Raw genomic sequence first — 21,095 nt, 5'->3', positions numbered from 1 at the left:
TATGAGAAATGAGCCTTTTTTTAATCATCAAATTTAACATTATCTTTAATATACGCTTTTGTTTTTAAATATAACGTTCGTTCATGGTAATCGACTTCATTATGTTTGATTTTGATGCCTTCAATATAGGACGCTAGAACAATTCCAAATAAAATCATGTAGGAAAGTGAAGAGCTTCCTCCATAACTAATAAAAGGAAGGGTAATTCCGGTAATCGGAAGAAGACCGATGGTCATCCCAATATTTTGGATTTGTTGGAAAAATAGCATTCCAAAGATTCCAATACAAACGTAACTATTGTAATGTCCGCGGTTAAGCGTTGCTGTATTTAAGATTTCGTAGTCAAATAGACCGCATAAAGTAATGGTAATAAGCGTTCCGATTAATCCGAAATCCATTCCAATGACGGCGAAAATGAAATCGGTGTGGGCTTCAGGGAAATAGACATGGGCACTTTGAAATCCATTTCCAATGAGGTTTCCAGACCCGATGGCGAGTAATCCCTTAGCCAGTTGCATCCCGTCTTTATCCATCGTTCCAAACGGATCAAACCAACCGAAGAAACGACTTAATTTATAGGCATCGATTCCGAGTGTTCCGGTTAAAAATTCAGGAAAGACCCCAACGAGTAAAATGAAGGTTGCCATGAGCACGATCACGATGCCTCCGACAGTTAAAATGTAACGCCATTGAATGCCAGAAGAAAATATCATGATGGCAATGAAGAAAAGGATAATCATGGTTACCCCTGAATCGGGTTGGATGAAAATTAAGATAGATGGGGGTAAAATAGCCGCCATAATTTTCATCAATAAATTTAAATCTGTTTTGAAGGTTCGCCTAATATGTGGGTACCGTTCATTGTGACGTTGGATAATATCTGCCACGACGAGAACAAGCCCGATTTTCATAAACTCCGAAGGTTGGATTGTCCCTAACCCTCCTGGAAGCTCGTACCAAGAAACGGCTCCATTTAAATCTTTAACGAAGGGAATCGGAAGGTGGAGCTTTTTATAGGCGAAAAGTCCAAGAAGCGGAATCATCCAAAAACCGTAGATCCACCACCGAAGGGCGCGAATTCGTTCAATACCAATGATGATAATAAATACCGCGATAACGGCCCCAATTCCAATAAAGAGTAATTGCTTAAACGCATTATTATCATGCGTAGCCGCATAATTAATTTTAAAAAGTGGGGAGGCCGATTGGATGGCAACCACCCCAATTCCGATAATTAAAATTAAGTAAACAATAATGGGATTATAAAATAAAACTTTAAACTTGTTTAAAATATTTCTCACGTTTATCACCTATTACGTCAAGATATCATGTCTATTTTATCAGATAATATGAGAAAAGATAAGCCATTGAGATGATTTTTTAGGGAGGCGCGCGTTTCCTCTTGATGATTAGAGGAGCAAACGATTGATGTAAGCGACTTAAGTTAAGGACGAAGTCGTCATCTTTCGAAGGTCATGGTGCTCTTTGTAGGAGGAGTTTGTTCGGGATTAAAAGAGTCGGCTCTTTTTTTGGAATCGTTTTAATCTCTTCAAACAACGGGAGAAGTCTTCAAAAGCTGCGCCTTCTTTTTTTGAGAAGATGGGAGTGACCGCTTCAAAATGTGCTGCATAGATTATAGTAGGTTAACGTAAGGGAGGTTTGTTTAATATGGCAAAATCAAATGAAAGGGGACCCTTATTATTTGTTGATACGACGTATAAAGGATGTAGGGTTACAGAGCAAAGCTTTTTTAAAACGCCCACTCAAAAACCAAAAGATATCGTGGCCGAAAATTATGTACATAGTTTTGATCGCTTAGAGGAGAGTCATTTTCAGGCGCTTGTTCCAAAGGAAGATGATATGCAGGAAAATACATATGAGGAATCTGTGGTCGAGTCGGATGATTGTCCCTATGAAACGGTCAATATTGTTGTTAATTATCATCAAGAACCTGCAAAAGTGTCAGAGGAAAGTGAATCAACTTCATGCCCTGTGCCAAAAGTAGAGGCGAGTGAACCTCAGATTGAGGTTGAAGGCGTGGCTGTAGATTCAACGGAAGAGATGGAGGAGCGAGTGGTAGAGATTGTTGATCAGGTGGTAGAGGAGAGTCCATCAGAGGTCACTTTAGAGGATGAAGGGGCTAATGACGTGCAAGATCCACAAGATGCCGTTGTTGAGTTAGATGAGAAGCAACAAGAACTTTTAACATTTATTCAAGAATTAACTAATCGTCCGTTATTGATGAAGGCACCTATCGTTCAGATTGTAAAAAAAGATGGGAGTTTAAAATCAGGGATGATTGAGCTAAAAGATGATCGACATATTACGATTGATAATCTCAAAGATGAAATCGAGGTCATTTCTGTGGCAGAGATTGAAGGTATTCGTATTCTACATCTTTAAGGGGAAAATTAATATGAAATTTCTTGAAGATGCCGTTAACTAATATCATAGTAGCATTATTGACAGGGAGATAATTGAATGTTATGAAGATGTTTTTTTTACGACATCTGTTGAAAAAGTAGAAGTTAACTCTGACATAGAGTATGTTTTTTTCAACATGACGAATTGTTAATACAAATGCGATAGTTTCTCATGAAATAGCTCGATTCCCTACTAAATGTGGATGTCACTGCGTGGGTAGGTGACTCATGAAGTTTTCCAACCTAAACATTTTCGTGGTCGATGATTAATGAGGCAGAGTGCCTCATTAATTTCTTCATCACTGACTCTTGTTAAGATGAATAGGCATCTACGAAGTAAACAGGAACCTTTAAGTCAACTTCTACTTTGGAATAATAAGCAAACTCTTTTCCTCGATCAAACCGTATAGGTTTTAAAGGTGTCTTTAGGAAAGAGTTCATATAACTCACTAATCGCTCGATACATTTCTGAATCCGAGCGATTTTCTATTTTTATAGTCACATAAAAGCGTGTTTGACGTTCAGCAAAGGTGGCTAAACAATCTTTACTTTTACCATGACTTGAAACAACCATATCAAGTTCCCAGTGTCCCAATGTATGACGTTTGTTTACCTCTTTGGGACGCTGATGAATCGAGGTTCTAATGTTAAGTCGTCCACGTGTTTCTCGTGGTTTTCGACGCTTTCCTTTTTGCCCTAAACAACTTAAATCTCCTAATAAAATCGTTCCATCCTAAATCCAACGATAAATAGTTTTAAATGAAATAACAATCTTTAAAACCTTATTAGGAATTTGTTCGGGTGACCAAGTTAGCTCTAGATATTTTTGAATGGTTTCCATCAGTTGTTCTGATTTCAACTCTTTATTTAGATCTGAAAATTTAATGGATAAGCTAATCAAGTTTTAAATAAAAAGTAGCAAGTGATTTTTATCACTTGCTACTTTTTTTATATGTTTTATAAAAAATACTTGTTTTTTCTTACTGCACGCATTATAACGTATTTAGGAGGTGAGGAAATGCTAGATAAAATAAAAGAGTGTAGCGAAAATTTTTATAACTTCGCCACACCCATAAGTCCAATAATAGTTGCTTCCATCGCATATAAAGCAACTGTTAACAAACCCAAGCGAAATAAAAAACGCTAAGGTTTAAGAGGGTGATTAGGTCCACCCTCTTCCTATTATAACATCTAGCAGAATAATATGTTAAGAATTTGTTTAATTATATTAATGGCAATTTTATTAATGTTTAAGAAAACGTATTTTAGTGGAATTTTATTACTCTTTTTTATACTTTATTATTTTAGAAAGGATAATTCAAATGAAAATAACTAAACAAACTAAAGCTAATAAACGTTAGGAAGCTAAAAATAAGGAGTATTCAAATTATCTAAAACAACGGCCGGTGTCACGATCATTGATTAAAAATAAAGCGACACAAGAAGATATTGAAGAGTTCCAAATTCATTTAAGGGAACGCGAGCAAAAGATACGAGGTTTTTAGTATAAAAATAAATTTATATAAAATAAAGTGAAATAGATAACAGATGAGGTTTAAAAGGGGGTGAATCCAGTCTTGGATTTATCCCTTTTTTTAACTTTAAATGTTAGAGGGGAATTGAACAAGGGGATGATTATTCAAAAAGGGTCTTAACCTTTACGTTTAAGACCCTCTCTAACCATCTATTTTTTATAAACGCGCACAATCGCAAACTTCTAAATTAAGGAAGACATCGTCAAGACATTGAATGGCAATGAAATCATTCAAATTAACGATGAGACAAGTGCGCGTTGGAACTAATTCATCATGATGATGTTCGCAACAATCGTCAAATTCGAATCCTTCGCTCATACAACCAGGGTGTTTTCTTGCTAAAGCTCTTAATGTGGCGCAATTTCCGCAGACATCTTCAACTCGAAAGATAGGAAGTGGCGCTTGTGGGCTATCTGTTAAGAAGGCCGGTTTAAATGCCTCCCCATTTTTAAGATAGAGAATAAATGGACGGGTATTCGCCCGTGAAGTTTCTCCTAAAACAGGGTTATTGCAACGATTGCAACCAATTTCAGTAGGAACAACAGCTTGTTGTAATCGATTAATGAAGCGCACAGTGTCTGCGACACAATTTGCATATTTGGTATTTGAGTTCGTATTTGTGGATGAAGTACTGCATTCACAACTCATATAATCACCTCCAGGTACACTATTACTTTATGTGAGATAAAGGGCAACGTTTAGTTAAAAAACCCAAAATAGTTGATTAAATTCCTTCTTGTAATTGCTAAATTTAGGTTTATTTTTAAAAAGTTGGTACATACTAAGAAAGATTTGAAAAGGGGTGAATGTCAGATGCAAAAAGTATTAGTCCCAGTTGGGGTAGCCACTTTACTTGGTTGCGGTGTATTTTTTTACTCGTATATGATGAGTGATGAAATGGTGTTAAGAAGGCTTGGTTATGATCACTCACTAATTCAGGAGTTGAAGGAAAATCATCCTCAGTTAGTTCAAGATTTAATTGATGATCATCGAAGCAGCAAAGATTTAGAAAAGTATTTAGAAGTTTCAGGGTTTAATTACGACTGCTATGATTCTTATGTCGAGCTTTCTAAACATTATAAAGATCTTGAGACCAATGAGGTTGTTTATTTAGCAACCTTTTTAGACCATGTATTTTTTCCAACATTACTTCAACAGGGTTATGAAGAGGATGTTATTAAAGGTTGGTTTTCCGATCCGCAGTTTAAAACTTATGTGGAGTCAGTGGACGTATTGACCCTCAATCGATTATTAAATTATGCGCAGGAAACGAAAAAAGATATGATGACATTACTTGGCTATGTCGCCTATGAGAAGGAGAATGCGACACTTAAGCCAACCGAAGTTGTGGCGATGGTCGATGAATACCAAGATGTTGTCTTACCTGGATTGAAGGAAAAAGGGTATGCGGCTGAGGAAGTAGAGAAGTTATTTCAAAAGTTCGGATTAGTTAATTTGAAGGCGCTCATGGAAACTGAGATTAAACCTGAGCAGGCCCTTGAGTTAATGAAGTCAAGTAGCTTTGATCCCTCTCGTTTTTCTATTTATGATGAAATTTTAAGTTTAGAGAAAAATTATTCGGTGACCTATGCCCTACAATACGCTAAGTATCCTAATGTTAAATCAAATTTCTATCAGGATATTGTTCAAACGCCAAATGTTGATAGCCTACTTGTTTTGGTCAATCAAAACTATCAACTTGCCGCTAATTATACGCCTACTGATTTTGTTCCGGTAGAGGTCCCGTTAACTGAACACTCCTTAGTGAATACGAATTACTTACGTCGTGACGCTGCTGATGCAACCGAATTACTCTTTGCAAAGGCGAAAGAAGCGGGGTATGATTTAGTCTTACGAAACGGATATATTTCATATGAGGTCCAAAAAAACCTTTACGATCAAGATGTTTATGAAATGGGGCTTGAATACGCGGATTCCTTTAATAGTCGTGCTGGTCATAGCGAACATCAAACCGGATTGGCGATTGATATTACGACACCAACGATTAATAATGAACTTTCCCTTGAATTTGCGAATACCGACGAAGGAAAGTGGGTACTAGAACACGCGCATGAATATGGATTTATCCTTCGTTATCCGGAAAATCGGGAATCCGAGGTGGGTTATTTTTATGAACCTTATCATCTTCGCTATGTAGGTGTTGAAGTAGCGACTGAAATCCATGATAAAGATTGGACGCTTGAAGACTATATCTTAAATTATGGAATACTTGATCAATCAAATTCAAACGAAGAGGATGAAAATAACGACGACGCTGCCGTTGATCGTAAAGATAAACAGGACGATAAACAAGACCAAGATAAAGAAAATGTTCCAAATCAACAGGAGTCAGAAAATTCACCGGCGGACAAAGCAGACGATCAACAAGATTCCTCAGCTAAACCAAAAGAGGATGAATCCGAGTTAGGTGATAACGAAGATGTATCGGGTGAGTCGTCCCGTGAGGGTGATGATTCAGTAGATGAACGGAATCATCCGAAAGAGGAAACTCCCTCTGAGGAAACACCAGATAAAAGTCAAGCTATACAAGAAGATGACGATTTGAATAGTCAGGAAAAATACGAATTGTAGCCAACAAAAGGGAAAAAGAGTGCGCATTTGCACTCTTTTTTATTTCCCAAAAACAACACTGATTTTGTCGGGAAATAGATGTCGCATCACGGTAATTGAAAAACATGTCGGGAAATGTTGTGTCGATATTTATCGCCAATGAGTGGTGCTGGGAAATAACTAAAAATAGCGTGTCGAAAAGTTAGGAAATAAAAGGAGGGGGAGGAAATATCTCTTTTTAGAAAAAGAGGGGGAATCATGTTTTTTAGTCCATGAACGATGAAAGAAGACGGCCCTAAGATGCGTGTGAAAAAATAAAAAGGCTCCTATAAATGTAGGAACCTTTTTTATCATAAGATGATCACCAATTATTCGCCTCTTAAGATGGAGAGGAATTCATTTTCGGTTAAAAAAAGAATGTCTTGTCCGTGGTAAACAAGCGTGATTGCCTTTTTTAGTTTAGTAGTCATTTCCTCAGGGGATAATTCATATATTTTTTGTCCCCCAGTTATAAGAATATTTGTCTTTTTGGTAACGGAACTCCCCACCGTCCCTCCAAGGTGACCGATGATAGCAATTGCCTCCGCTCTCGTCATAGACTGGAGGGGCCCAGTGATGACAACGGTTTGATGTTTGAAAAAATCAGTTTGGCTGTTGAAAAGAGAGGAAGTAACTGAATGGGGTGAGGCTTGAGAGGTTACCATCGATTTTCCCCTTTTAGGTGCTTGGTATCCTTTTTCAAATACAGATCCTGGGGTGATACCGACGTGTTGAAAGAGTGCCCTGATGGAAGGAGACCCTAACTCTTTGTTGACTGTTAATAAAAGGGTTGCACAGGCTAGGGCATCGGCTAGTGCGTGATGGTGATTAAAGGCAATGCCTAGGTGGTGACTGACCGTGTTTAGCTTTGCATTTTCAAGAAGGGGAAAGTAATTTCGACAGAATAGCATGCTACAACTATAGTCAAAATGAGGAAAGGGAATGTGGTAGAGATCAAGGGTAGCCCTTAAGACGCCCATATCAAATGAGGCGTTATGTGCCACAATAAACTGATGCTCAAATAAATCTTTAATCTCGGGCCAAAGCTCATTAAATTCCTTTTCATTTTTAACATCGGTTGCCCGTAGGCCGTGAATTCGAGTGTTCATAGGGGCGAAGCGTAATTCTTTCGGTTTGATTAAGTAATAGCGTTTGTCGACGATTTGGCTGTTTTTCACGACGACAAGTCCAAGGGAACAGGCACTGGCCCGTTTTTCATTGGCGGTTTCAAAGTCAATAGCGACAAAGTTCATAATATTCTCCTTTATATTTCCATCTTTGTATGAAAAGAGGGGATCGTTTAGAGATTAACATAAATGAAAGGAAAGTCATAGAAGAAATATCAGGGATTAAAGAGGGAGGGTTCCTGATGATGTTCATTGAATAATATAAAGGACCCCTTCATATATTGGATAACAATCAATGGGTGGAGGGATGTTCAGTGGAACGCGTGAGTGGACGAAGGGTTTATAGTTTAGGAAAGAAGGAAGTACAGTTATCACCTAATGAAAGAAAAATGGGATATTTTTATGAAATGGTGTCGCCTATTCAAAAACGTGCGACTTTACATACCATTTTATTAATCGATGGTTCTTCCTTAATGGCCGCGCACTTAGAGGACCTTAAGGACCTAGTGACGGAAACGGTTAAGTCAATTGGAAAAAAACACAAACTCTCCCTTCTGTTATTTGGTGGGGAAGGTGAACTGATTGGGTTAATTGAACAGGCCACCCTCGAAGAACCACAACAAATAATTGATCAGTTGCATCGACAGTTAGAGGAATGTTGTGGAGACGGGGAATGCGTTTTATCTGAGGCTCTAGCAGAAGTTTTTTTATGGGCAACCCAAAGAAGCAGTTTCGAAAAGATGCAGGTTATTATTGTCACGACAGGACATCTTTATTCGAAACGGTACCCGCTTTCGATAGAATGGTCGCGTTGTTATGGTTGGATGTTAGATTTGTTTTCTCATCATGTGATGACTTACGTTGTAGGAATGGGGAACTGTTATCTTCCCTTTTTAGTTCGCCTTGCTAAAACGGGGCAAACGGGGGATTTTTATCCTTACTGTGAGGCCATTCGCTATCGTCGCCGGTTAAAACGGTGGATTTCTTGTTTGAAAACGCAGGAAAATCGCCAGTGGGTCATTGAAAATCAAGATTATTTTTTAATGGGACAGACGAACCGGGTTCGCCATCCTAAACGGATTGAGCAGGTCTCACAACTTATTGTTACGTTTGATGGAGCGCTTAGTTTAGAGGGGGAGCTTATAAAAATAAATCCTTCAGTCATCTCCGAATCTATGGAGGAACAGTTTCGTTTAGCATATAGTTACTATCTACTCAAACACCGTTTTATTCATGAGGCGAGCCAGTTATTGCGCGAAACTTCCTTGTTCTCTGTTGTTTACGAAGGATATTCAGTGAATGAACTAAAGCAAAGCTTGGTATATCTTGATGAAGGAGCCAGTCGCCATCAAATCAGCGATTCGTTAAATTCAAGGTTTTCTGTATTTGATGTGTTAAAGCGGCTATTAGACGATCCGTTTACCCAACTTTATTATCGAGCTGAACGTCCTTTGGTCGTCTCTGACAGTCGAAATGATCTCTGTTTTACCGCCTCCTTTTTAGGAAAACCTGCCCGGGTTGTTACGGTTAAGGCGAGTCAAACAAAAATGAACGTGTATTTTACGGTTAAACTGTGCGGAGTCGTACAAAAAAATCATCGGGATGCAAAGCGGGAGGCTTATGTTTACCGGACGTATGATTTAATTAAGAATGGTGAACTTGTTCAGAAGACCTTGACCTGTCGGCTATCGCATAAATTGAGACAGGAATTAAAACAGAACGGCATCTTTCTAAAACCATGCCCATTCGATGCCTCCTTAGATGAGATTGATTTATCTTGCTTAAAGTTAACCCATTTTCAAATCATTCCACCAGATGCATCAGAGAAAATAGCGAAAGGACTTTATGAATTAGAGGTTTTATCGACTAAAGAAACTTTATTAAAATGTCTGCGCCAGCATCAACCAGAATACTCAGAAAAAAGAGCTGGTTATAAAGGGGGAGGAAGCCGGGAATATCGCGTGAATGGTGAGGGAGTGTTTATACCGGCTAGAGTTGAAGCGGCGACGTTGAAGATGAAGGGATATGAAGGCGATGTGATTTGCTGGGGAATTGAAAATTTTAATAGATATCAGGTGGCACAACGTTGTTATGAGGACATTTGTCAGACAATGCTTTTGACCTCAGAACCTATCCTGCATTTTTTGAATAAGGAAATTCAACGGGTAAGACAACGGCGATTAGGTTTGTCCAATGAAATTTATTTTTTTAGGATGCAAACGTTGTTGTGTGGGCAATCCATTTTTAATTTTGAAAAAAGAAATGAAAAAAAGAGACAACATCGGCGTTATGGGGCAATAAAACAATCATTCTCACAACAAAAAATAGGAGATCTTGTCGTTTTTGAGAATAAACAAGAGTTGTTTATAACATTCTAATAAGAGATGATGGTTAGAATAATTGAGGAGGTCAAACGATGTGGAAGTCGATAGCGTGGCGGATGATGTGTAGGGCAGTCCTGTTTCTTCATACGTTGTTTCTTTTATTAACGATAGGATTAGGATGTCTGATGACGGAAATCGTTGCCTTCGCTGAAGAGGGCGGGGCTATGCCACGTTTTTTTATTGATGGGCAAGAAATCACAAGTATCGATCATGAAGGAATTTTGTCAGTGATTGAAAATAAATTAGATCAACAATCAGAGCGAAAGTTAACTGTTTTAGCAGGAGATAAAACGTTTGAGACCAAGCTATCGACGTTTCATCCGCAACTAAAACGCCAGCGTGAGTTATTAGTTGATGATCTTCTTTTAAAGTTCAAAGAGTTAGAATCGATAGAATGGGCGACACAGCTTCGTGAACCGATACAATATGACCTTTCATTAGAATATAAGTATGATCAGCAATTAATTGAAGAATGGGTACGTCTCATTGAAAAAGAGGTGTATATTGAAAAAATTGAACCGACGTTTGACATGCAGGGGTATAATCAATTAGTTCTTAACGAGGGAAGAGATGGGCAATTAATTTTAGCAGAAGAGCTTCGTGATTCAATCATAGAAACATTAGAGAAGGCGACAGGTGATTCAATTGAAGTTAAAGCGAACCTTTTAACGGATCCTCGGGAACACGATGTATTAGAGTTGAGAAAGATTAATGCGAAAATTTCTTCTTACTCAACGACTTATTTACCAGGAATTCCGCGTGCTAAAAATGTAGAACTTGCGGCTTCGAAAGTTAGTCAGACCATTTTGATGCCAGGAGAACAGTTTTCTTATGCTAAGAAAGTCTCTCCGGTAAGTATTGAAAATGGCTATGTTAATTCCACCGTCTTTTTTAATGGTCGACCTGTTCCGGGGGTTGGAGGAGGGATTTGTCAAGTTTCGTCAACGTTATATAATGCGCACCTTTTGGCGGGTATTACGGCAACGGAACGTCGAAACCATAGTTTGCCGGTGAGTTATGTTCCATTAGGACAAGATGCGACCATGGTAGATTATTCGGTGGATTTAAAATTTATTAATATGCTCGATTATCCGATTTATATTTATGCGTACGCGGCTTATGGGAGCTTGACCGTTGAGCTTTGGTCGAATGCTGATGCATTACATGGGATTCGTTATGAGCCAAAGACGGTGGTTTATGATCATGGGCTTAAGGCCGATACGACGCTTTATGGCTATAATGCGGAAGGTGAGGTTGTCTATGAGAAATTTTTGCATACGAGTGTTTATAAAAAGAAATCCAAATAAAATAAAGGGAGGGGCTAATTAGCCCCTCCCTTTATGGTGATTATTTTAATTTTTTTAAGTTCATTACAAAGTGCTCATCTGGATCAATATAGATCGTTTTTTGGTTATCGTAAGTCACGAAGCCTAAATGTGCAGCAGGCACCTTTTTGACGTGACGCACGCGGGTATAATCAATTGGAACACTTGATGACAGTCGACCCTTTGAAAAGTAAGAGGCGAGTTGTGCAGCCGAGCGAATAGTTGCTTCGCTTAGCTCATCTGCGTCGCTACGAACAAGGACGTGCGATCCAGGCATATCCTTTGCGTGGAACCACCATTCATGACGACGTGCAAATTTATGAGTAAGATAATCATTTTGAAGATTGTTTTTTCCGACAAAAATTTCAACCCCATCAGTTGATAAGTATTTTTCAATACTTGGTTTTGAAGAGGTCTTGCGTTTTTTTGTTTGTTTTTTTCTTAAATAGCCTGTTTGTTCAAGTTCCTCTTTAATTTCATAGGCATCTTTTAAGGTTGCAGTTTCCATTTGTAACATTAGCGTCTCAAAGTAAGCCATTTCTTTTTCTGCATGATCCATTTGTTCAATAATATAGTTGACGGCATTTTTAGCCTTCGTATATTTTTGAAAATACTTTTGAGCATTTTCTGAGGCAGTTAACATAGGCTCTAACGCGATGGTCACTTCATCTAGTGTTTCTGAGTAAAAGTTTTGCACTCGAATAGACGTGCTTCCCTTTTGAATTTGGTAAATATTCGCCAAAATAAGATCCCCTAATTGTTTATACTCGTCCGCTTTTTCAGAATTTATTAATTCTTGATTTAACTTGTCACATTTTTTTGCATTTTTTTCATATTCTTGACGGATAAAACGTTCGATATCGTAAAATTGTTGACGGATTCGGTCACGTTCATCTTTGCCGAAGTAAAAGCGATCGAACATCTCCCAGAGGGTTTCACATAAAATGAGCTCGCTATGTGTGTGATAGAGAGGAATAAGATAAAAGTTTTCTTTAGCTCCTAGCATTAAATGGTAAGAGGGATCGTGTTTTATTTGTTCTATCGTGTCAGTAAACGCCTGATAAAGGTCTTTTAATGCGTTTGTTTCACTGCGATAAACAATTTCACGGGCAATAAGTGGGGATAATCCTTGAAATTGAGCGACAAGTTGTTTATCATAACGTTCTTGATCGGTGATGAGCTTAGAAAAAAGTTCAAAGCTAACAGGCGTAGGTGATTGTTTTTCTTGAAGGGGCGGGAGGATATAAGTCGCCCCTGGTTGAAGTGAGCGATAACGGTTCACCAGGGGTGAAATGTGTTTAATGGTATCAAGAATGCGATGGGAAGGGTCTGTTAAAATGAGGTTACTGTGTTTTCCCATGATTTCAATATATAAAAATTTTACCATTTGATCCCCTAGTTCATTGAGATGACGAATCGTAAATTTAATGATTCGATCGTGATTAATTTGCTCGATATGGTGAATGATTCCCCCTTCTAGATGTTTTCTTAAAAACATACAAAACATCGGTGGTTCGTCTGGATAATGATAGTCTAGGTGTGTAATTTGGACGCGGGCATAAGCGGGATGTGTGGAAAATAGGACTTTTTGATTTTTTCCACCAGCACGAATCTGCATGAGAATTTCGTGATTGGATAGCTGATAAATTTTGTTGATACGACCGGCGGTTAAAGTTTCTTTTAACGCCGTGGCAACGCTTGATGTCATAAGACCGTCAAAAGCCATTGAAAAATCACCTCTTTAACACTAATTTTATATTTAAAAGTATAGCATTTTTTAAAATGATTAGACATAAAAACACCGAAAAATATCATAATAATGCTAGATAGTGTATAGATATTAAAAAAATGTCTACAATGAATGAGATAATAATTCGTTAGAAATTCGAGATGGAACTATTTAATTTTATTTAAATTCATGCTATTATAGTGGAATGAAAGTTTAAGGAGAAGTGAATGCATGAGATTAGTAGAAAAAGGCGTACTAATAGTCATATCAGGTCCTAGTGGTGTAGGAAAAGGAACTGTGCGCGCATCAATATTCAAACAAGAAAACCATAATTTAGAGTATTCGATTTCAATGACAACAAGAAAGCCACGCGTTGGAGAAGTGGATGGCGTGGATTATTTCTTTGTTGAAAAAGAAGAATTTTTAGATAGAATTGATCAAGGTCAATTATTGGAGTGGGCTGAATTTGTTGGAAACTATTACGGAACTCCATTAGATTACGTGAAGAAAAAGTTGGATGAAGGAAAAGATGTTGTCCTTGAAATTGAAGTTCAAGGGGCGTTACAAGTAAAAAATGTGATGCCGGATGCATGTTTTATTTTTATCGCGCCTCCAAGTATGGAAGAACTTCGCAATCGTATTATGACGCGTGGAACAGAGGCGATGGAAGTTATTAATAAACGTATGCAAAAAGCGGAGTCTGAAATCGGACTTGCTCATGAATACGATTATATCGTCATTAATGATACGGTTGAAAATGCGCGTGATCGTATTATGGTCATTATTGAGGCTGAACACTCACGTTCAAATCGTGTATTAGAGTATTACAATAAAAACATCGTGGAGGTTGAATAAGAATGACAGGAATGCGTTACCCATCAATTGATAAATTATTAGATAAAGTCGATTCAAAATATAAAATTGCTTATATCGCGGCTAAACGTGCACGTCAAATTGTAAACGATGGACAATCTCAATTAGATTATGTTGATGGTTTACCGACAGCGAAATGTGCTAAACCGGTAGGGGTAGCATTAGAAGAAATCTTAAATGATGTTGTTGATTTTGAATTAAAAGAACAATAAGCTGAAAAAAACCTTAGCCAACGCTAAGGTTTTTATTAGAGACTTTAGTCTGTTGAACACGCAAAGCGTGTGAAACATAAAACCACCCGCTATGCGGGTGGCGAATAAAAGTTTATAACTCCATTAAAAAATCACCTTTTTTCCTATAATAGAGTTGTTCAAGCTACTATTTTAGAAGAGAAGGTGATTTTTATGGCGAATCAAACAAATAGTTTATCGCACACAAAATGGATGTGCAAATACCATATTGTGTTTACTCCTAAGTATAGACGAAAAATAATATATAATCAATATAAAACAAGTATAAGAGATATTTTAAAACAACTTTGTGCCTATAAAGGAGTTGAAATTATTGAAGGGCATTTAATGCCAGATCATGTACATATGTTAGTAAGTATTCCACCTAAAATGAGTGTATCTAGTTTTATGGGATATTTGAAAGGAAAGAGTGCATTGATGATGTTTGATAAACATGCAAATTTGAAATACAAATTTGGAAATCGGCATTTTTGGGCAGAAGGATATTATGTCAGTACGGTTGGCCTAAATGAGGCAACGATAAGGAAATATATTCAGGATCAGGAAAAGCATGATATTGCGATGGATAAATTAAGTGTAAAAGAATATGAAGACCCCTTTAAGGGGTAGCCAGTAGAACGAACACTCCTTTAGGGGTGAGCAAAGGTGGCAATGGCAAGTAGCTTGAACAAAGTGAAAGCTAGCGCCTTGAGACGCTAGCCGGTAATCAGGGCTTATAGCCCTGGAGAAAACTACCCGTTTGACGGGTAGTTTTTATTTTTGAAATGATTATAAAGGATGAGATATTCTATAATAAGAGGAAGAGTGGTCGGAGGTGCTGTAAATGATTGCGGAGGTTGTTGTCGATATCAAAAATAAGGCTGTCAATAAGGTGTTTGACTATTTAGTACCCGAAGAGTTAAGGGATGTCATTCAATCAGGTGTTAGGGTGCTTGTTCCTTTTGGTCCACGAACAGTTATGGGCTTTGTTATTTCCTTAAAAGAGGGAACCGAATTAAAGAAACTTCGACCTATTCAAGAGTTAATTGATGTGGTTCCTGTTTTAAATGAGGAGTTAAAAGAACTAGGAATGAGTTTAAGTGTTGAAACGGGCAGTACGATGATTCAATGTTTTGAGGCGATGATTCCTAATGCAATGCGTGCTAAATATAAAAAGAAATTGCTGTGTTTAAGTCAACCGACTCACCCCTCGATACAATCATTATTTTCTCATACGGATTTAGTTGATTATGATCAGGTTCCTAAGGGGCTTTTGAAAGAGGTGAAAAAGGCACTTGAACAAAATGAAGTAGAACTTATTTATGAGGTTAAAGATAAGTTAGGCAAAAAGATGGTTAAATATGTGGCACTAACACAGCCGATAGTAGATTTTTCAATGTTTAATCGCGCGAATAAGCAGAAGTTGGTCGTGTCTTATTTAAGTGAACACGACCAGCCTGTTTTAAAGTCGCGTTTGATGTCTGAATTGCAAGTCACCCATGCGGTGTTAAAAACGTTGATTGATAAGGGAGTGGTGAAAGAAATTGAGGTAGAGGCCTATCGCGATCCGTATGCGGATCATGTTTATCCTCAATCCCAAGCGTTGCCTTTAAATCAAGAACAAGCAGTGGCTGTTAAAAGTGTTTTATCGGCTGTTGAATCCAAGTCGCATGATGTGTTTTTGCTTCACGGAATTACGGGAAGCGGAAAGACTGAGGTTTATTTACAGGTAATTGAATCTGTGATTAATCGGGGACAACAGGCGATTATGCTTGTTCCAGAAATTGCACTTACGCCTCAAATTGCGGGCCGTTTTAAGAGCCGATTTCAAAATCGGGTCGCTGTTTTACACAGTGCTTTATCGATGGGGGAAAAATATGATGAGTGGCGTAAAGTGTTAAAGCAGGAGGTTCAGATTGTTGTTGGTGCGCGTTCGGCGATCTTTGCTCCGTTTAAAGATATTGGTGTGATTATTATTGATGAGGAACATGAGGCAACGTATAAGCAGGAAGAGGCTCCGCGCTATCATGCCATCGAGGTGGCTAAGTGGCGGGCAACGGTTCATCGCTGTCCTGTTGTTCTTGGGAGTGCTACCCCGTCCCTAGAGTCTTTTGCTCGTGCACAAAAGGGGGTCTATCGTTTGCTGACCCTTTCGCAACGTGCGGTTTCTTTAGCAACTTTACCTACCGTAAAGCTTGTAGATATGAGACAAAGTGCAAAAGGGGATCAGTTAATTTTAAGTGAAGCGTTGCGTCAAGCGATTGCGACCCGTTTAGAAAGGAAGGAGCAGGTCGTGCTTCTTTTGAATCGCCGAGGCTATTCAAGCTTTTTGCAATGCCGTGAGTGTGGCGAGGTAGTCAATTGTCCAAATTGTGATGTTTCATTAACTTATCATAAATCAAATCAGAAACTCAAGTGCCATTATTGCGGATTTGAAACGTTTTTACTTAAACATTGTCCCGCTTGCCAGAGTGATGAATTGCGCTTTTTTGGGTTAGGAACGCAGAAGGTGGAAGAGTATTTACAAGAAGAGTTTCCTACGGCTAAGATGATGCGAATGGATGTGGATACCACGTCAAAGAAGGGATCCCATCAGGAGTTAATAGAGGCCTTTGAACGAAAGGAAGCAGATATTTTAATTGGAACACAGATGGTCGGGAAGGGATTAGATTTTAAGGATGTGACATTAGTTGGCGTATTGGCTGCGGATTTAATGCTGCATTTAGCAGATTTTCGAGCGGCAGAGCGGACGTTTCAGCTATTAACCCAAGTTGCAGGTCGGGCCGGAAGGCATGAACTTGAGGGTGAGGTTTTGATTCAAACGTATAGTCCTGATCACTATGTGATGCAATGTGTGGTCCAACAAAATTACCAAGCCTTTTATGTCGAGGAGATGAAAATGCGTCGTCGTTTTGGTTATCCTCCGTATTACTACTTGGCAAGTGTTATGTTAAATAGTGAAGATTACAATGAGTTAATTAAGGCCTGTGATCAGGTGAATCAATATTTAAGGAATCAACTGGGACATAGTTGTGTGATCATTGGCCCAACGATGCCTTATGTGGGTCGTATTAATCAGCGATTTAGAATGTATTTTATGATAAAATATAAGCAGGAGCCTAGATTAAGGGGCGTTTTAGTACAGTTATTGACTTACTTCCAAGAAGGAACGGTTAATTTATCACTTGACTTCTTTCCTTATCAATTTAGTTAAAAAAATGAGGATGGTAGTAGTAAAATGTCGATAGATGTGCTAATAATAATTAGAGTCGATGTCGATTGTAAAACATTTTATGAGGTTTTATCAAAGGCCTTTGTCTTCGTTTAAAAAGTGGATGAGCTTTTTAGTCAATTAGGTTTGTCGCTTTTTAATTGGAAGTAAAGGGTTGGTTTTAGCTAATAATCAAAATGTTTCTGCGGTAAGGACAGATGGTTACCCGAGATGGGGAGTCAATTTAGTATCTAAAGAGGAGGACTGGCATGACACGTGTTGTATTTATGGGAACACCAGATTTTTCGGTTCCTGTTTTAGAAACAATTATTAAGGATGGATATGAGGTTGTCGGGGTTGTGACACAACCTGATCGCCCAGTGGGAAGAAAGCGCCTCTTGACGCCAACGCCGGTGAAGCAAAAGGCACTGGAGCATGGCATTCCTGTTTTTCAACCGGAAAAAATTAGAGAGGATTATCAGACAGTTCTTGATTGGAATCCAGATTTAATTATTACGGCTGCTTTTGGACAAATTATTCCTAAGGTTTTATTAGATGCTCCGAAGTTTGGATGTATTAATGTTCATGCCTCGTTATTACCGAAATATCGTGGAGGGGCGCCTATTCATCAAGCCATTATTGACGGTGAAGCAGAGACGGGTGTTACCATCATGTATATGGATGTAAAGATGGATACAGGAGACATGATTAGTAAGGTTGTTGTTCCGATTGGAGAAAAGGACCATACGGGATCGATGTTTGAAAAGTTAAGTGAGGCTGGTGCTAAACTTTTATCACAGACCTTACCAGAGTTATTAGCGGGACGTTTAGTGGCAACGCCGCAAAATCATGAGGAGGCAACGTTCGCTTTTAATATTAAGCGAGAAAATGAGCGAATGGATTGGTCAAAACCGGCACGTGTATTATATAATCAAGTGCGTGGTTTACATCCATGGCCTGTTGCTTTTACGCAGTTAGACGATTTAACTGTTAAGGTATGGTGGGCTGAACCTGAGGAAGTAACATATGATGCAGCTCCGGGAACCATTGTGAAAGTTGCAAAAGATGGAGTTGTTGTTGCTTGTGGGGATCAACACGGATTAAAGTTAACGGATTTACAATTATCAGGTAAAAAGCGAATGGATGTTGCAAGCTTATTAAATGGTTCACATCCATTTGAAGTTGGGAAACAATTTAATTAAGTGCTAGAGGAGGCTTTTGTTATGGCAAAACAATACAATGGACAAACAGAATATTCAAAGGATACAAATCCAATTGCAACAATTGAAATGGAAAATGGAAGTCAAATTAAAATCGAATTATACCCAGAGGTTGCGCCGCAATCCGTACGTAACTTTATCTTATTAGCGAATAAAGGATTTTATAATGGGGTTATTTTTCATCGCGTGATTCGAGGATTTATGATTCAAGGAGGAGATCCTCAAGGATTAGGAATTGGTGGACCTGGATATAGTATTTATGGGGAATTTAATTCAAATGGATTTAATAACCCTGTGAAACATGAGCGCGGAGTGATTTCAATGGCTCGTACGAATGTACCTAACTCTGCCGGATCACAATTCTTTATCATGCATAAAGATTCACCACATTTAGATGGAAGCTATGCCGCTTTTGGAAAAGTCATTGAAGGAATTGATGTGGTTGATCAAATTGCAAGTGTGGAATGTAACCATTTAGACCAACCGGTGATTGGTCAAATGATGAAAACAGTAACGGTTGACACAAAGGGAATTGACTACGAAGAACCAAACAAATTATAAAGATTACAAGTGGAGTTAAGTTGTCGGCTTAACTCCTTTTTTGTGATTTGATTTTGTCGCGTATTCCTAGTACAATAGGGGAGAAAAAGGAGGGGGTTAACGATGTTTAATCAGATTCATCATGTTGCAATTATTGCCTCAGATTATGAGCGTTCTAAGCATTTTTATGTCAATATTTTAGGACTGGAGGTCATTCGGGAAAATTACAGGGCGGAACGTCAATCGTATAAATTAGACTTAAAGGTAGGAACGAGTGAAATAGAGTTGTTTTCGTTTCCAAATAGCCCCGAGCGTCCCTCTTATCCAGAGGCTTGTGGGTTAAGACATCTGTGCTTTCGTGTAGAAGATATTGAACAGGTTGTCTCTTATTTGAATGAGTCAGGGGTTCAAACACAAGAGATTAGAGTTGACGAGTACACACAAAAGCGATACGTGTTTTTCAATGATCCTGATGGATTACCGCTTGAGTTGTATGAAAGCTAAGTTAAAAGATAATAACGTTTAAAATAAAAGGGGTATATAAGTAGGCAACAAAAGGATAGTATGTTAAAATTAGAAACGTAAAAGTCTATATCAATGATGACAGGTTTTATAAAGGAGATGTCAGTTAAATGGAGAGTTTGAAGCTAACTGAAAATGTTTACTGGTTAGGAGTACAAGACCATGAGCTTGAAGTATTTGACGTTGTAATGGAAACAAAGTATGGAACGTCTTATAATTCATACTTTGTTAGAGGTGAAGAGAAGGTTGCTTTATTTGATACGGTGAAAGCGCCTTATTTTGAGGATTACCTTCAAAAAATTGAAAAATTAGTATCGATTGAGGACATTGATTATATTATTGTTCATCACACGGAACCTGATCATGCCGGATCAATTGAAAAGCTAATTAAGCTTAATCCGAATATTACAGTCATTGCCTCAGCTGTAGCGATTCGTTACTTACGCAATATTGTCAATATAGATTTTAAATCTCAGGCTGTAAAAATGAATGATACGTTAGATTTAGGGGGGCGTACACTTCAATTTATTTCCGCGCCAAACTTACATTGGCCAGATACTATTTACAGTTATCTTGTAGAGGATGAAATCTTATTTACATGCGATTCGTTTGGAAGCCATTATGCCTTTGATGATGTATTGATGTCAAAGCTTCCAGAAACAAAAAATGAAGATTATATGGATGCTTTATTAAATTACTATAATCCGATTTTTGCACCGTTTAAAACATATGTTCTGAAAGCGATTGCATCTTTATCGCGTTTAAGTATTAAAATGATTTGTCCAGGACATGGACCTGTTCTTGATACGCGTATTGAAGAAATTATAGGAATCTATAAAAAATGGTCAACAGAAGATTATTCTACAGATAAGTTAGCAGTTATTCCATTTACGTCGGCCTATGGTTATACGAAGGCGATGGCACAAGCGGTTAAAGAGGGAATTTTAATGGTTAATCCTCAGGTTTCGGTTCGCCTATATGACTTAGATATAAAATCTTTCCCAGAAGTTAAGGATCAATTATTTAATGACCTTTACGCAGCAGATGCGATTGCGATTGGGGCGACAACGGTTAATAAAGATGCTGTACCTATTGTTTGGGATGTTTTAACAGGAATGAATCCTGTGACTCACGGTGGAAAATTTGGTGCTGCCTTTGGATCGTATGGTTGGAGTGGAGAAGCTGTCGACAATGTTCACACGCGTCTAACCCAATTAAAGTTAAAGATGCTTGAACCGGTGAAATTATGTTTTAAACCGGATGAGGAAAAATTAGTAGATGCAGTTGCACTTGGAAAATCAATTGGACGTAGCCTGCTTGAGGGACGTTTAGTGTGTGATTTAGATTAATCAAAAAGGGAGTTCGC

At 38.2% G+C, this 21,095-nt stretch carries 17 protein-coding genes; 12 read left to right on the top strand and 5 right to left on the bottom strand.

What is annotated here, in order from left to right; all coding sequences use genetic code 11:
* Window positions 1-20 precede the first annotated feature (20 nt).
* A complete protein-coding gene (locus tag AACH31_RS07370) occupies window positions 21-1,301 on the bottom strand; it encodes an FtsW/RodA/SpoVE family cell cycle protein (protein ID WP_262950255.1) in 1,281 nt (426 codons plus the stop codon).
* 367 nt (window positions 1,302-1,668) lie between these two features.
* Here AACH31_RS07370 and AACH31_RS07365 point away from each other — a divergent pair, with 367 nt between their 5' ends.
* Window positions 1,669-2,403 carry a hypothetical protein gene (locus tag AACH31_RS07365; protein ID WP_161830847.1) on the top strand — a complete coding sequence of 245 codons (735 nt, stop codon included), beginning with the start codon at window positions 1,669-1,671 and terminating at the stop codon, window positions 2,401-2,403.
* Window positions 2,404-2,820: 417 nt separating this feature from the next.
* Here AACH31_RS07365 and AACH31_RS11805 read toward each other — a convergent pair whose 3' ends face one another.
* Entirely contained in the window at window positions 2,821-3,147 is a 327-nt protein-coding gene (locus AACH31_RS11805) for an IS30 family transposase (protein ID WP_370512579.1), read from the bottom strand.
* A gap of 967 nt (window positions 3,148-4,114) precedes the next feature.
* Entirely contained in the window at window positions 4,115-4,606 is a 492-nt protein-coding gene (locus AACH31_RS07355; RefSeq protein WP_161830848.1) for a CotY/CotZ family spore coat protein, read from the bottom strand.
* A gap of 165 nt (window positions 4,607-4,771) precedes the next feature.
* On the opposite strand from AACH31_RS07355, the gene AACH31_RS07350 reads away from it, so the two are divergent.
* The gene (locus tag AACH31_RS07350) at window positions 4,772-6,550 is read left to right on the top strand and encodes a M15 family metallopeptidase (RefSeq protein WP_262953504.1); all 1,779 of its coding nucleotides are present in this window, start codon (window positions 4,772-4,774) and stop codon (window positions 6,548-6,550) included.
* Between the two features lie 347 nt (window positions 6,551-6,897).
* Here AACH31_RS07350 and AACH31_RS07345 read toward each other — a convergent pair whose 3' ends face one another.
* Window positions 6,898-7,821: an exonuclease domain-containing protein gene (locus AACH31_RS07345; RefSeq protein WP_338617329.1), complete on the bottom strand. Its 924-nt coding sequence runs from the start codon at window positions 7,819-7,821 to the stop codon at window positions 6,898-6,900.
* A 188-nt stretch (window positions 7,822-8,009) separates the two neighbouring features.
* On the opposite strand from AACH31_RS07345, the gene AACH31_RS07340 reads away from it, so the two are divergent.
* Window positions 8,010-10,073 carry a hypothetical protein gene (locus AACH31_RS07340; protein WP_338617327.1) on the top strand — a complete coding sequence of 688 codons (2,064 nt, stop codon included), beginning with the start codon at window positions 8,010-8,012 and terminating at the stop codon, window positions 10,071-10,073.
* Window positions 10,074-10,111: 38 nt separating this feature from the next.
* On the top strand, window positions 10,112-11,386 hold the full coding sequence (locus AACH31_RS07335) for a VanW family protein (RefSeq protein WP_338617325.1): 1,275 nt from the start codon (window positions 10,112-10,114) through the stop codon (window positions 11,384-11,386).
* A 40-nt stretch (window positions 11,387-11,426) separates the two neighbouring features.
* Here the strand turns inward: AACH31_RS07335 and AACH31_RS07330 are convergent, their stop codons facing one another.
* A complete protein-coding gene (locus AACH31_RS07330) occupies window positions 11,427-13,130 on the bottom strand; it encodes an Rqc2 family fibronectin-binding protein (RefSeq protein WP_161830853.1) in 1,704 nt (567 codons plus the stop codon).
* Window positions 13,131-13,364: 234 nt separating this feature from the next.
* Here AACH31_RS07330 and gmk point away from each other — a divergent pair, with 234 nt between their 5' ends.
* The 8 genes from gmk to AACH31_RS07290 all read left to right on the top strand — a co-directional run bounded on the left by gmk (window position 13,365) and on the right by AACH31_RS07290 (window position 21,078).
* A complete protein-coding gene (gmk, locus tag AACH31_RS07325) occupies window positions 13,365-13,988 on the top strand; it encodes a guanylate kinase (protein ID WP_161830854.1) in 624 nt (207 codons plus the stop codon).
* A gap of 2 nt (window positions 13,989-13,990) precedes the next feature.
* On the top strand, window positions 13,991-14,218 hold the full coding sequence (gene rpoZ / locus AACH31_RS07320; protein ID WP_161830855.1) for a DNA-directed RNA polymerase subunit omega: 228 nt from the start codon (window positions 13,991-13,993) through the stop codon (window positions 14,216-14,218).
* A 192-nt stretch (window positions 14,219-14,410) separates the two neighbouring features.
* Window positions 14,411-14,866 carry an IS200/IS605 family transposase gene (gene tnpA / locus AACH31_RS07315; protein ID WP_161832950.1) on the top strand — a complete coding sequence of 152 codons (456 nt, stop codon included), beginning with the start codon at window positions 14,411-14,413 and terminating at the stop codon, window positions 14,864-14,866.
* A 214-nt stretch (window positions 14,867-15,080) separates the two neighbouring features.
* A complete protein-coding gene (gene priA, locus AACH31_RS07310) occupies window positions 15,081-17,450 on the top strand; it encodes a primosomal protein N' (RefSeq protein WP_161830856.1) in 2,370 nt (789 codons plus the stop codon).
* A 266-nt stretch (window positions 17,451-17,716) separates the two neighbouring features.
* On the top strand, window positions 17,717-18,649 hold the full coding sequence (gene fmt / locus AACH31_RS07305; protein ID WP_161830857.1) for a methionyl-tRNA formyltransferase: 933 nt from the start codon (window positions 17,717-17,719) through the stop codon (window positions 18,647-18,649).
* A gap of 21 nt (window positions 18,650-18,670) precedes the next feature.
* Window positions 18,671-19,228 carry a peptidylprolyl isomerase gene (locus tag AACH31_RS07300; protein ID WP_161830858.1) on the top strand — a complete coding sequence of 186 codons (558 nt, stop codon included), beginning with the start codon at window positions 18,671-18,673 and terminating at the stop codon, window positions 19,226-19,228.
* Window positions 19,229-19,330: 102 nt separating this feature from the next.
* Window positions 19,331-19,711 carry an SMU1112c/YaeR family gloxylase I-like metalloprotein gene (gene gloA2, locus AACH31_RS07295; protein WP_338617321.1) on the top strand — a complete coding sequence of 127 codons (381 nt, stop codon included), beginning with the start codon at window positions 19,331-19,333 and terminating at the stop codon, window positions 19,709-19,711.
* Between the two features lie 128 nt (window positions 19,712-19,839).
* Entirely contained in the window at window positions 19,840-21,078 is a 1,239-nt protein-coding gene (locus AACH31_RS07290; RefSeq protein WP_161830860.1) for an FprA family A-type flavoprotein, read from the top strand.
* Window positions 21,079-21,095 lie beyond the last annotated feature (17 nt).

This window comes from Turicibacter faecis (assembly GCF_037076425.1).
GTDB classification, from domain to species: Bacteria; Bacillota_I; Bacilli_A; order MOL361; family Turicibacteraceae; genus Turicibacter; species Turicibacter faecis.
Note: the sequence above shows the minus strand (reverse complement) of the source record. Positions and strands in the feature narration are given on the sequence as shown.